We start from the raw sequence: 12,446 nt of genomic DNA on the forward strand, positions 1-12,446 counted from the left end.
CTGAATCGCAGTGGTCGTGTCCGCCGCAGCGGTGGCGGCGGCTGCGGACGACGTGCGCGTCGCTGTGTGCGCCGTCATCCGTGCAGCCCGCACTCGGTCTTGGCGCGGCCCGCCCAGCGGCCGGCCCGCGCGTCCTCGCCCTCCAGGACCCGGCGGGTGCAGGGGGCGCAGCCGACGGAGGCGTAGCCGTCCATCAGCAAGGGGTTGGTGAGCACGCCGTGTTCGGTGACGTACGCGTCCACGTCGTCCTGGGTCCAGCGGGCGATCGGCGAGATCTTGACCTTCCGCCGCTTCTCGTCCCAGCCGACGACCGGGGTGTTCGCCCGGGTCGGGGACTCGTCGCGGCGCAGGCCCGTCGCCCACGCCTGGTAGCCCTTCAGTCCCTCTTCCAGGGGCCGCACCTTGCGCAGCGCGCAGCACAGGTCGGGGTCGCGGTCGTGCAGCTTCGGGCCGTACTCCGCGTCCTGCTCGGCGACCGTCTGCCGGGGGGTGAGGGTGATGACGTTGACGTCCATCACGGCCTCCACGGCGTCCCGGGTGCCGATGGTCTCCGGGAAGTGGTAGCCGGTGTCGAGGAACACGACGTCGACGCCCTTCAGCACGCGCGAGGCGAGGTGGGCGACCACGGCGTCCTCCATGGAGGAGGTGACGCAGAACCTCGCGCCGAAGGTGTCCACGGCCCACTGGAGGATCTCCAGCGCGGACGCGTCCTCCAGGTCACGGCCCGCCTGTTCGGCGAGCGCCTTCAACTCGTCGGTCGTTCGCTCTTCCTGAGCGGTCGTCATATCCGGTCGTCCCCTCCGTCGTCGGCTCGCCGAAGGCCCCGGGCCAGCAGCCCGAGGAACTTCAGCCGGAATGCGCGGTTGCACGCCCCGCATTCCCAGGCGCCGTGGCCCTCGTCGCTCGGACGCAGGTCCTCGTCGCCGCAGTAGGGGCAGTGGAAAGGTGCGGCGCGCTCGCTCATGACAAGGCCTCCTCGGAGGCCCGGGAGGCCCAGGTCGCGAACCGTTCGCCGTCCTCGCGCTCCTCCTGGAACCGCTTCAGCACCCGCTCGATGTAGTCGGGCAGTTCCTCCGATGTCACCTTCAGACCGCGCACCTTGCGGCCGAAGCCGGGCTCCAGGCCGAGCGCGCCGCCGAGGTGCACCTGGTAGCCCTCGACCTGCCGGCCCTGGTCGTCGAGGACCAGCTGGCCCTTGAGACCGATGTCCGCGACCTGGATACGGGCGCAGGCGTTCGGGCAGCCGTTGAGGTTGATGGTGATCGGCTCGTCGAAGTCCGGCAGGCGCCGCTCCAGTTCGTCGATCAGCTGCGAACCGCGCTGCTTGGTCTCCACGATGGCGAGCTTGCAGAACTCGATGCCGGTGCAGGCCATGGTGCCGCGCCGGAAGGAGGACGGCCGGGCGGTGAGGTCCAGCGCCTCCAGGCCCTCCACCAGCGAGTCGACCTGGTCCTGCTCGACGTCGAGAATGATCATCTTTTGCTCGACGGTGGTGCGGACCCGGCCCGAGCCGTGCGCCTCGGCGAGGTCGGCGACCTTCGTCAGCGTCGCCCCGTCGACCCGTCCGACGCGCGGGGCGAACCCGACGTAGAACCGGCCGTCCTTCTGCCGGTGCACACCGATGTGGTCGCGCCACTGCTGTACCGGCTGCTCCGGGGCGGGCCCGTCGACCAGCCCGCGCCGCAGGTACTCGTCCTCCAGCACCTGCCGGAACTTCTCCGCGCCCCAGTCCGCGACGAGGAACTTCAGCCGGGCGCGGTTGCGCAGCCGGCGGTAGCCGTAGTCACGGAAGATCGAGACGACGCCCTCGTAGACGTCGGGGACCTCGTCGATCGGCACCCACGCGCCGAGCCGCACGCCCAGCTTGGGGTTGGTGGACAGGCCGCCGCCCACCCACACGTCGAAACCCGGCCCGTGCTCGGGGTGGCGCACGCCGACGAACGCGACGTCGTTGATCTCGTGCACGACGTCCAGCAGCGGCGAACCCGAGATGGCCGTCTTGAACTTCCGGGGGAGGTTCGAGTACGCCTTGTTGTTCAGGACCCGGCGCTTCATCTCCTCCAGCGCCGGCGTGGCGTCGATGATCTCGTCCTCGGCGATGCCCGCAACCGGGGAGCCGATCATCACGCGCGGGGTGTCACCGCAGGCGGTCACCGTGGACAGGCCGACACCCTCCAGCCGGTCCCAGATCTCGGGCACGTCCTCGATCCGGATCCAGTGGTACTGGACGTTCTGCCGGTCGGTGATGTCCGCCGTGCCGCGCGCGAACTCCTGCGAGATCTCACCGATCACCCGCAGCTGCCGCGTCGTCAGGGCCCCACCGTCGATCCGGACGCGCAGCATGAAGTAGCTGTCGTCCAGCTCCTCGGGCTCCAGGATCGCGGTCTTGCCGCCGTCGATCCCGGGCTTGCGCTGGGTGTACAGCCCCCACCAGCGCATCCGACCGCGCAGGTCGTTGGGGTCGATCGAGTCGAAGCCCCGCTTGGAGTAGATCGTCTCAATACGTGTCCGCACATTGAGACCGTCGTCGTCCTTCTTGAACTGCTCGTTGCCGTTGAGGGGCGTGAAGTGGCCGGCGGCCCACTGGCCCTCGCCGCGGTGACGGCTCACCTTGCGGCGCGGCGCGGAGGCGGCGGGATTCTGTGGGGTGGCGGCCATGGTTCTACGTCCTTCGGACCGGTGGGAGTCAGGTCTGACCTGCACGGACGCGCGCACGCGGGCAGGCGTGCGCGTCCTTGCGCAAGGAAAGGGGAATGCGGGGTTCGCGGCGGTGCTGGTGCGTCAGCTCGCCGGACAAATGGCGCTGGACATGCGGCCGAGGTCGACGTGCCGCCGACTCACCAAGGCAATTCCAGTTCCAGGCATGACGGCAGCGTGTCACGGCGATCTGGACACAGTCCAGCTTCGTCCATCATGCGGACACCCTTGTCCCGAAGAATGGGACAAGGGTGTCGTCGCTCACATGCGCTGCCGGAAGGCTTGTCCCGGCAGGTCAGACGGGGTATGCACCGGGCCACGGCCCCGGCGTGGCCACGTCCGGCTCCGGCTCCACCTTGGTGTCGAACAGCTTGAAGCCGCGCCGCTGGTAGTTGTCCATCGCGAACTCGCCGTCCTTGCTGCACGTGTGCAGCCACACCCGCTTGGTCGGCGTCCGCCCCGGCCACCGCTCGGCCAGGTCCCAGGCGCGGGCCGTGCCCTGCGCCAGCAGATGACCGCCGATGCGCCCGCCGCGGAAGGCGGGGATCAGCCCGAAGTAGACGATCTCGACCACCCCCTCGTCCTGCGGCTCCAACTCGACGTAGCCGGCCGGGGTGCCGCGGTCGTAGGCCACCCAGGTCTCCACACCGGGCCGCTCCAGGTACTCCTGCCACCGCGCGTACGTCCAGCCCAGCCGGTCGGTCCAGCGGATGTCGCCGCCGACCGAGGCGTACAGGAACCGGCTGAACTCGGGGGAGGGCACCTCGGCGCGGACGATGCGGACCTCGCCGTCGGGCGCGGCGGCGGGCAGGAGGTCGGCCGGGGAGGTCTGCTCCAGGGACCAGGTGGTGACAGGGACGCTGCTCATGCGGCCAGGGAACCATCCCGCGGGCCGGTCTGTCGATCGGCTCCCGGGGGCGGGGACCGGGCGGCCTGAGCCTCCCGCGACGAGACCCGGGCCCGCCGCGCTTCGGTCCGGGCGCGCGTGGTCAGTCCAGGGAGCGGTCGAGGTCGGCCAGCGGCAGTGCGAAGAGCATCCGGTCGGACAGCGACCACACCTCGCCGGTCGCCGGCCAGGAGGAGAGGGAACCCGCCTCCCGCGCCCAGCAGCGGTCCGAGGCGTCGGCGCCGCACCGGGCCGGCCGGGCTCCCCCGGTGTCCTGTCGCCACAGCCCGCCGTGTCCGTCCCGCGACTCGGGCAGCCGTCCCACATACCAGGACGCCCGGTCCGCCCCGGCCGGCCGGTGCGACAGCACGCCCCGGATGCCGCCCGCCCGGGTCCGGAACGCCTCCACCGCGTCCACCCGTCCCCGGGCGTCGGTGGCGAGCAACCCCGGGCGCGCCGGATCGGCGCTGAACGCGTACCTCCACAGCCGGGCGTGCCGGTCGGCGCCGGGCTCGGTCCACTCCGCGGCGACCAGGCTGTCGGGCGCCGTGCCGCGGTCGAGGGCGAGCGCCCCGGGGCAGGGCGGGCCGGCGGGGGTGCAGCGGCCGTCCGTATAGCGGTACGAGCCGACGGCGGGCAGTACGTAGCGGTAGCCGTCCGCGGACCAGCCGCCGGGCACCCGTCCGATCGCGGGTCCGTCGACCGTGGTGCGCTGGATGCGGTCGAGGTCGTAGACGTAGAGCGCGTCGGCGCCGCCCGCCGTGGTGGTGACCAGCAGCTTGTCCTCGTACCAGACCATGCCCGAGACGCCGGAGGCCAGGCCCCGGTAGTCCCGGCCGCCGTCGACCGGTACCACCAGCAGCACCCAGCGGTAGGCGAGGTGCCCGGGGTCGCCGGCGTCGACGAAGGCGACCCGGGCGAGGCCGCGCTCGGCGGGGCGGCCGGCGGTGGTGCTGTGGGTCCAGCCGGCGAGGAGGACGCGGTGGGTGTCCCGGACGCCGTCGTGGCCGGCGGCCCCGGAGGTGGTCACCGAGGCCGGCCGCCAGGCGTCACCGGAGGTGTCGGCCGGGTCCCAGCAGTAGGCGCGGGCGGCGGCCGGTGCGACGGGCAGGGAGGCGCGGTCGCCCGAGGAGCAGTCGGCGGCCTCGCGCAGGCCGCGGTCGGAGCTCCGCAGGACGGCGTCCACACCGACCGGGCGGCCCATCGCGGCGGTGAGCCGGTCCAGCGCGCGGGCCGGCACCAGGTGTTCCTGGAGTCGGAGGGGACCGGTGTCGGCCGGGGAGGTCAGCGGCTTCAGCGCGCCCGGGTTCTCGGTGACGTCGGCCTGGGAGACGCTGATCAGCGTGGCGGCGGCGGTGAGCGCCAGCGCGGTACCGGTCAGGACGGCGCGCAGTGCCGCGCCCCGCCTGCGCCTGCGGTGTCTGCCGCGATGCTTCATCTCTCCTCCAGACGGCGGGCCAACTGCGCCTCGTGATCCGTACGTTGACGCGAGGAGCAGGTGGGGGGCCCGTACCGGATGCTACGGCAGGAACGGGCCGGGCAGGGCCAAGACCCCGCAGATGGGCGGAAGACGCGCGGGCGGGGCCGTGCCGGCCCGCTCGGCGGCTACCCGCGCCGGCCGCCGTTCTCCGCATTCCGTTTCCGGGCCACCGCCGGTGCCGTCGACTGCATGAGCAGGTCACGTGGATCGTCCGGGAGAACAATCGCGACTTCCGCATCCTCGCTGAAACGATACGGCCGATGCTGGAGGAGCTCCCCCAGATACCGCCGGATCCTGGACATTTCCGCCCGTACGGTGACGGTCCGGGATGGATCACCGAACAGGTCCTCGGCCAGCTCCGCAGCCCCGCGCCCGGCGCGGTGCTCGGCGAGCAGGAACAGCAACTCCGCGTGGCGCGGGCTCAGTTCCCGGGACCAGGAGACCTCCGACTCCTCGACCGCCACCGTGCAGCGCCCCGGCCGGGCGAGGTCCAGCACGACCCGGCGGACGGTACCCGCCCGCGGCTCGTCCTCCGCCCGCAGCAACCAGCCGCCGGCCAGCGGCTCCACCGCGCACGACCCGAGCGAGGGCAGCCACCGGCGGCCCGGGGCCAGGGACTTCGGCAGCGTCACCCTGCGTACGTACGGCATTCCGGTCACGGCCGCCGACCAGCCGTCCCGGTCCACCACCAGCGCCCGCCCGGCCAGCCGGGCCAGCACCGGCGCCGCCACCGCCCGCAGCCGCTCCAGCGAGGCCAGGTGCAGCTCGCGCAGCCGGGCCTCGGCCAGCTTGGCCACCGAGTCCACCCAGGCCAGGGTGGCCGGGTGCATGCTCTCCAGCGGACCGCTGAGATCCACCACACCGAGCAGCCGGCCGTCCCGCGGATCGGTGATCGGCGCCCCCGTACACGTCCAGGCGGTCTGCGACCGTACGAAGTGCTCGCCGGCGAACACCTGGACCGGCCGCCGCACCACCGCCGGGGTGCCCACCCCGTTGGTGCCGACGACGTCTTCCCGCCAGTCCGCGCCGAGTTCAAAACCGAGCCCGTCGGCCTTGCGCAGCACCGCGGCCGCCCCCTCCCGCCACAGCACGCGCCCGTCGGCGTCCGCCACGACCATGATGTGCTGGGCGACGTCCGCGACCGAAAGCAGACCCTCCCGCAGCACCGGCAGGACGTGCCGCAGCGGCGACTCCTCCCGCCTGCGCCGCACCTCCTCGGACGGCAACAACCCCGAGCGGACGTCGCGTTCCGGGTCGACGCCGCTGCGCAGCACCCGCCCCCACGACTGCTCGATCACCGGCCGGGGCGCGATCCGCGCACGTCGTCCGGAGAGTGCGGCCTCGCGCATTTCGCTCAGCAACCGCGCCGCCTGTGCCGCGTCCAGGGCGGCCAGGCGCGCCACGTTCATCGGCGGGTTCCCCACTGCGGTCCTCCCGGAAAGGGCGTCGAACACACTTGTCAAGCCGTCCGGGCGGCGGAATCCGGTCCGGCTGTGCCCCTCATACTGCCGCTCCGGACATGGCGGAGGCACAGACTCCGCGCACGTGCCCCCATAAGTTGCAACCCCCTGCAACCCTGGTGGACCGCCGCGGGGTGGCTGAGACTTGACCCAGGCGGTGGGGGGTGGTGCCGTGTCGGCGCAGCATCACCCCCTCCCTCCGGGGAACCGTCGGGTGCGCGGCCCGGGCGTGCGGCCCGGAGTGCGGGGCCGGGGCGTGCGCCCAGGAGTGCGCGGGTGCCCGAGGGCGGTCAGACCGGCCTTGCCCGGCCCACCACCGACTCCAGGTCCAGCCCCGCCGGCAGTGTGCCGAACGACGCTCCGTGATCGCCGCCCAGGCGGGAGGCGCAGAAGGCGTCGGCGACCTCCGGGGGCGCGTGCCGTACCAGGAGGGAGCCCTGGAGGGCGAGGGCCAGCCGCTCCACCAGACGCCGGGCCCGGCCCTCGATGCCCTCCAGGTCGGCGAGTTCGGTGAACAGGTCCTTCACCGCACGGTCCAGCCGGTGGTCGGCGCCGTGGGCCCGGCCGATCTCGGTGAGGCAGGCGTCCAGCGCACCCGGTTCCCGCTGCAGGGCCCGCAGCACGTCCAGCGCCTGTACGTTCCCGGCACCCTCCCAGATGGAGTTCAGCGGCGACTCCCGCACCAGCCGGGGCAGGCCGGAGTCCTCCACGTACCCGTTGCCGCCCAGGCACTCGGCGGCCTCCACGGCCACCGGGGCACAGCGCTTGGTGATCCAGTACTTGGCGGCGGGCACCGCGAGCCGCAGGAACGCCCGCTCCTGCTCGCCCCCGTCGTCGTACGCGGCGGCCAGCCGCAGCGCGAGCGCGGTCGCCGCCTCGGACTCCAGCGCGAGGTCGGCGAGGACGTTGCGCATCAGCGGCTTGTCGACCAGCTTCCCGCCGAAGGCCTCCCGGTACGTGCAGTGGTGCACGGCCTGCGCCACCGCCTGTCGCATCAGGCCCGCCGAGCCGAGCGCGCAGTCCAGCCGGGTCGCGGCGACCATCCCGATGATCGTGCGCACCCCGTGCCCCTCCTCACCGACCCGGCGCGCCCAGGTGCCGTCGAACTCCACCTCGGCCGAGGCGTTCGCACGGTTGCCCAGTTTGTCCTTCAGCCGCTGGATCAGGAAGGTGTTGCGGCCGCCGTCGGGCAGGACCCGCGGGACCAGGAAGCAGGTGAGCCCGTCCGGCGCCTGCGCGAGCACCAGGAAGGCGTCCGACATGGGCGCCGAGCAGAACCACTTGTGCCCGGTGAGCGCGTACGTCCCGGATTCCGCGAGGGGCCGTGCGCCGGTGGTGTTCGCGCGGACGTCGCTGCCGCCCTGTTTCTCGGTCATGCCCATCCCGAACAGCGCGCCGGGCTTCTGGCCGGCGGGCCGCAGCTCCCGGTCGTAGACCGTGGACGTCAGCCGGGGCTCCCACTCGGCGGCCAGCTCCGGGTCGGCGCGCAGTGCGGGCACGGCCGCGTGCGTCATCGACAGCGGGCAGCAGGTGCCCGCCTCGACCTGCGCCCAGACCAGGAACCCGGCCGCCCGGCGCACGTGCCCGGAGGGCCGCGTCCAGGCGCCGGTCAGGCCGGCCGAGACGCCCTTGCCGAGCAGCCGGTGCCAGGCGGGGTGGAACTCGACCTCGTCGGTCCGGTGGCCGTACCGGTCGTGGCTGCGCAACCGGGGCGGGCAGTCGTTCGCCTGTACCGCCCACTCCTGCAGCTGTGCCGATCCGGCGGCCCGGCCGAGCGCCGACAGCTCGCCGCGCACCTCGTCCAGGACGTCCGGGCCGGTGTACCGGTCGACGGCCTCCACGAGGGCCCGGTCGGCGGCGAAGACGTCGTAGCCGACCAGCGGGGGCGGCTGGTTCGTCACGGTGTGGGTGGAGGTGCCTGCCATGACTGGGAACCTACCCGGGACGGCGGCGATGATGGCAGTGACGGCCTCCAGAGTGGCACAGCGCGGCCGACCCGGGGCGGAGAACCGTCGACCGGGCCCGGAAGGTGAGGGCGGCCCCGTGCGGCGGATACCGTTAGGACGTGCAGCCAGCAAGTGACATCCCCGAGCAGCCGGCCGGTCGGCTCCACCGGGCCAGAGCCCTCTACCGGAACGTATCCAAGCGCAGGACCGCCTGGCTGTTGCTCAAGGACACCGTCAACTCCTGCATGGAGTACCGCATCCTGGGCCTGGCGGCCGAGGCGGCGTTCTTCACGCTGCTGTCCGTGCCGCCGCTGTTGCTGAGCCTGATCGGACTGCTCGGCTACGTCGACGACTGGACCGGCGCCGACACCATCCACAGCCTGGAGACCAACCTGCTGGAGGCGTCCCGCACGGTGCTCTCCGACAAGGGCGTCAAGGAGATCGCCGAGCCGATCCTGGACGACGTGATGAAGGGCGGCCGGCCCGACGTCATCTCCATCGGCTTCCTGTTCGCCCTGTGGTCGGGTTCGCGCGCCGTGAACGTCTTCATCGACACCATCACCGTCATGTACGGCCTGGACGGCGTCCGGGGCATCGTCAAGACCCGGATCATGGCGTTCCTGCTGTTCATCGTGGCCCTGCTGATCGGCTCGGTGGCGCTGCCGCTGATGGTGGCGGGGCCGGACGCGGTGGTCCGGTTCGTGCCCTGGTCGGAGACGGTCGTCCAGGTGCTGTACTGGCCGGTCGTGATCGTCCTGTCCATCGTCTTCCTGACGACGCTGTACCACGTGTCGGTGCCGGTCCGCTCCCCGTGGATCGAGGACGTGCCGGGCGCCCTGGTCGCCCTCGCCATGTGGGTGCTGGGCAGCTTCCTGCTGCGCATCTACCTCACGCACTCCATCGAGGGCGCCACCATCTACGGCTCCCTCGCCGCCGCCGTCGCCGTGCTGCTGTGGATCGGCGTGTCCGCCTTCGCGGTGCTCGTCGGCGCGGCGGTGAACGCGGCCATCGACCGGGTCTGGCCCGCCGCGGCCACGGCCGCGGCGCGCGAGGCCAACGAGCGGGTGCGGCACGCGCAGGTCGCCGAGTACGTCGCCCGCGCCGCGGCGGCCCGCGAGGCCGACCCCGACGATCCCGACGACCCGGACATGCCCTCCGAGTTCCCCGAGCGCTGGTCCCGCTTCCTCCCCCCGGAGGACGTGACGGCCCGCCTGCGCACCCATGCGAAGAACCCCCACCACGCCCACAAGGGCGGCGGGGGGCACGGAGGCCATGGCGGACACGGTGAGGATGGCGGCCACGGGGGGTACGGCGGACACGATGACCGTGGCGGCCACGGGAGCTTCGGCGGATACGGTGACCACGGCGGCCACGGTGCCTTTGGCGGCCACGGGGGCCATGATGGCCGTGGCGGCAGCGACAGCCCTTCCTGAGCGGCGGTCCCGGTTCCTCGCGGCGGTCTCCGGCTCCTCCCGGCGGTCTCCGGTTCCTCGCGGCGGTCTCCGTCTCCACCCTGGGTGCCTCGGGCGTCGACCCCGCGGTGGAGAAGGCGGCTGTGCTTGTCCCCGGGATGTCCGCCCCGGGCTCCACCCCTGCGCCGATCCGCCGGACGCGGTGCCGCGCCTAGCGTGATGGCACAGGCGTCACGGCTCAGGGAGCGGCGGGGAGGCAGCGGACATGGTGGAGCGCATGGGACTGACGGGGCCGGGGAACGCCCTCCCACTGTCCGGAGCCCCGGCGTCGGACCCGCCACCGGCATCGGCACCGGCCGCGGCGTCGGCCCCGGCGACGGATTCAGCCTCGGCACGGGCGGGCCCCGTCGGCCCCCCGGCCCGGGAACGGGCCTCGGTACTGGCCCCGAGCCCCGGCGTCAGTCCTGCCCACGGCTCCGGCGTCGGCCGCGCCGGGCGTTCTCGCCGTCCGTGGTGCGCCGACCGGGCTGCGCGGGGACGCCGCACAGGGGCACCGTCGGCGACGTACGCTGGGTCCCGTGTACGCGGAGCGGGCGTCCCGGCTGGCCGGCGCCGTCGTGTGGACGAACTCCCCGACCGGCCCCGGTGTGCGGCCCGTGCTGCCCGACGGCTGCATGGACCTGCTCTGGAGCGAGGGCCGACTGCTGGTCGCGGGGCCCGACACCCGCCCCTACGCCCCCGAGGGCCCGGCCCGTTCCTGGGCCGGCGTCCGTTTCCTCCCCGGGACCGCGCCCGCGCTGCTCGGCGTTCCGGCGCACGAACTGCGTGACCTCAGGGTGGAGTTGGCGGACCTCTGGCCAGCGGCCCGGGTCCGGAGGCTGTGCGACCGGATCGCGGCGGCTCCCGACCCGGTGGGCGCGCTGGAGGACATCGCCCTCGACCGGGCGGCGGAGGCCGGGCCCCCGGACCCGGTACTGCGCCGGCTGGTGGAGTGCCTGGGCGAGGGCCGCCCGGTGGCCGCGACGGCCGCGGAACTGGGCCTCGGTGAGCGCCGCCTGCACCGCCGCTGCCTGACCGCGTTCGGCTACGGCCCGAAGACCCTGGCCCGCATCCTGCGTCTCCGGCGGGCGCTGACCCTGGCCCGCTCCGGGACGCCGTACGCGGAGACGGCCGTCCGCGCCGGCTATGCGGACCAGCCCCATCTGGCGCGGGAGCTGCGGCAGCTGGCGGGGATGCCGCTCGGGGAGCTACTCGCCTCGGACGGGTAGCGGGGCGAGGAGGGCGACCTCGTTGCCGTCGGGGTCGTGCAGGACGGCGTACCGCTGGCCCCAGAAGGCGTCCCAGGGCTTCAGTTCCCCGTGGTGGCCGGCGGCCACCAGCTCCTCGTACCGGGTGTCGACCTCGGCGGGGGAGTCGCAGCGGAAGGCGAGCGAGACCCGTCCTCCGCCGGCGGGCGGCTGCCAGTCGGGCAGGCAGGAGCGGATGGTCTCCTCGGTGTCCAGGGCGAGCACCAGCCCGCCCGGCAGTGCGGCCTCGACATGCGGCTGGTCCTCGGCTCCTTCGGGGAAGACCAGTCCGAGGCGGCGGTAGAAGGCGAGCGAGGCGGCCAGGTCGGAGGCCACCAGGCCGGTCACGGCGAATCGTACGGTCATGCGGTCACCGTAGGCGGCGGCCGGTCAGCCGGTCTTGAAGGAATCGGACACCGGGAACACCCGCGGCGGCGGCCACCGCCCGGATCCGGGGCGCCCGGCGCGGCGGTCCGGGCCGGGAGGCCCCGAGACGCTCGACGAGTACGAAGGTCACGCTGATCAGCAGGGACCAGGCGCCGAACTTGGTCAGCGGCACCGGCTGCCAGCCGCCGAGCTGCTGCGGGTAGCTCCAGGCGCCCGCGTACGTCGCGGCGTTCTCGGCGATCCACAGGAAGAAACCGATCAGGACGAAGGAGACGGCGAGTGGCATGCGGTAGCGGTGGGCGCCCACGCTGAAGCCCACCCAGGTCCCGGCGGTCGCGGCGGTCATCGCCGCCGCGAGCGGCCAGCGCAGGTCCGGTATCCAGTGGTGGGTGAAGAAGTTGAGGTAGACGGCGGCGGCCACCAGTGTCGTGGCGGCGGCGCGGTAGCGGGTGTAGCGCAGTCGCATCAGCCGTCGGGCCCGGCAGACGTAACCGGCGACCGCGGCGTACATGAAGCCGCCGTACAGCGGCACCCCGGCGATCTTCGTGAGGGCGTCCTCCGGGTAGCTCCAGGATCCCAGACGCACCTTGACCAGCTCGAACAGGAGGCCCAGCACATGACAGACGGCGATCACGGCGGTGTCCCGCCGGGTCTCCCAGCCGACCCGGCGGGCGACGAGGGTGAGCAGGACGCCGTACACCAGGACCAGGTCGTAGCGCGCCACGGGCAGCGGGGGCAGCAGCCGGGAGGCGCCGATCCCGGCCAGCAGCGCCCCGGCGAAGGCGCAGGCGCGGACCTGGACCACGCCGAACCGGACCAGTTGGGCCGCCCCGTGCCGGAGCCCGCCCACGGCGGACCACTGCTCGTCGCGCATGCCCCCTCCTTCGTGCGA

General features: G+C 73.4%; 12 protein-coding genes. 2 read left to right on the plus strand and 10 right to left on the minus strand.

From position 1 onward, the window contains the following. Positions 1–74: 74 nt before the first annotated feature. From ACZ7N4_RS24230 to ACZ7N4_RS24265, 8 genes are all read right to left on the minus strand, one after another. Complete coding sequence (locus ACZ7N4_RS24230) at positions 75–785, minus strand: phosphoadenylyl-sulfate reductase (RefSeq protein WP_471361181.1); 711 nt, start codon at positions 783–785, stop codon at positions 75–77. Then, the gene (locus tag ACZ7N4_RS24235) at positions 782–964 is read right to left on the minus strand and encodes a hypothetical protein (protein ID WP_471361183.1); all 183 of its coding nucleotides are present in this window, start codon (positions 962–964) and stop codon (positions 782–784) included. Before ACZ7N4_RS24235 ends, ACZ7N4_RS24230 begins: the two co-directional genes overlap by 4 nt. After that, entirely contained in the window at positions 961–2,658 is a 1,698-nt protein-coding gene (locus ACZ7N4_RS24240) for a nitrite/sulfite reductase (protein WP_471361186.1), read from the minus strand. The genes ACZ7N4_RS24235 and ACZ7N4_RS24240 overlap by 4 nt, the downstream gene beginning before the upstream one ends. A gap of 123 nt (positions 2,659–2,781) precedes the next feature. Further along, positions 2,782–2,865, minus strand: coding sequence for a putative leader peptide (locus ACZ7N4_RS24245; RefSeq protein WP_310739661.1), 84 nt, complete (start codon positions 2,863–2,865; stop codon positions 2,782–2,784). Positions 2,866–2,992: 127 nt separating this feature from the next. Continuing rightward, positions 2,993–3,565 (minus strand): GNAT family N-acetyltransferase, encoded by a 573-nt coding sequence (locus tag ACZ7N4_RS24250; protein ID WP_471361189.1) that lies wholly within the window; start codon positions 3,563–3,565, stop codon positions 2,993–2,995. A 121-nt stretch (positions 3,566–3,686) separates the two neighbouring features. Beyond that, the gene (locus tag ACZ7N4_RS24255; protein ID WP_471361191.1) at positions 3,687–5,021 is read right to left on the minus strand and encodes a hypothetical protein; all 1,335 of its coding nucleotides are present in this window, start codon (positions 5,019–5,021) and stop codon (positions 3,687–3,689) included. Positions 5,022–5,188: 167 nt separating this feature from the next. Continuing rightward, entirely contained in the window at positions 5,189–6,472 is a 1,284-nt protein-coding gene (locus tag ACZ7N4_RS24260; protein ID WP_471361193.1) for a GAF domain-containing protein, read from the minus strand. A gap of 341 nt (positions 6,473–6,813) precedes the next feature. Beyond that, positions 6,814–8,448 (minus strand): acyl-CoA dehydrogenase family protein, encoded by a 1,635-nt coding sequence (locus ACZ7N4_RS24265; protein WP_471361196.1) that lies wholly within the window; start codon positions 8,446–8,448, stop codon positions 6,814–6,816. A gap of 140 nt (positions 8,449–8,588) precedes the next feature. Between ACZ7N4_RS24265 and ACZ7N4_RS24270 the strand changes: the two genes are divergently transcribed. Together ACZ7N4_RS24270 and ACZ7N4_RS24275 are read left to right on the plus strand one after the other, a co-directional pair. Then, positions 8,589–9,902, plus strand: coding sequence for a YihY/virulence factor BrkB family protein (locus ACZ7N4_RS24270; RefSeq protein WP_471361199.1), 1,314 nt, complete (start codon positions 8,589–8,591; stop codon positions 9,900–9,902). Positions 9,903–10,459: 557 nt separating this feature from the next. After that, positions 10,460–11,149: a helix-turn-helix domain-containing protein gene (locus ACZ7N4_RS24275; protein ID WP_471361201.1), complete on the plus strand. Its 690-nt coding sequence runs from the start codon at positions 10,460–10,462 to the stop codon at positions 11,147–11,149. Here ACZ7N4_RS24275 and ACZ7N4_RS24280 read toward each other — a convergent pair. Beyond that, the gene (locus ACZ7N4_RS24280) at positions 11,129–11,533 is read right to left on the minus strand and encodes a VOC family protein (RefSeq protein WP_471361203.1); all 405 of its coding nucleotides are present in this window, start codon (positions 11,531–11,533) and stop codon (positions 11,129–11,131) included. The genes ACZ7N4_RS24275 and ACZ7N4_RS24280 overlap by 21 nt on opposite strands. A gap of 4 nt (positions 11,534–11,537) precedes the next feature. Continuing rightward, positions 11,538–12,428 carry a DUF817 domain-containing protein gene (locus ACZ7N4_RS24285; RefSeq protein WP_471361206.1) on the minus strand — a complete coding sequence of 297 codons (891 nt, stop codon included), beginning with the start codon at positions 12,426–12,428 and terminating at the stop codon, positions 11,538–11,540. Between the last annotated feature and the right edge of the window lie 18 nt (positions 12,429–12,446).

The sequence above is a fragment of the Streptomyces sp. NPDC107654 genome (genome assembly GCF_055639035.1).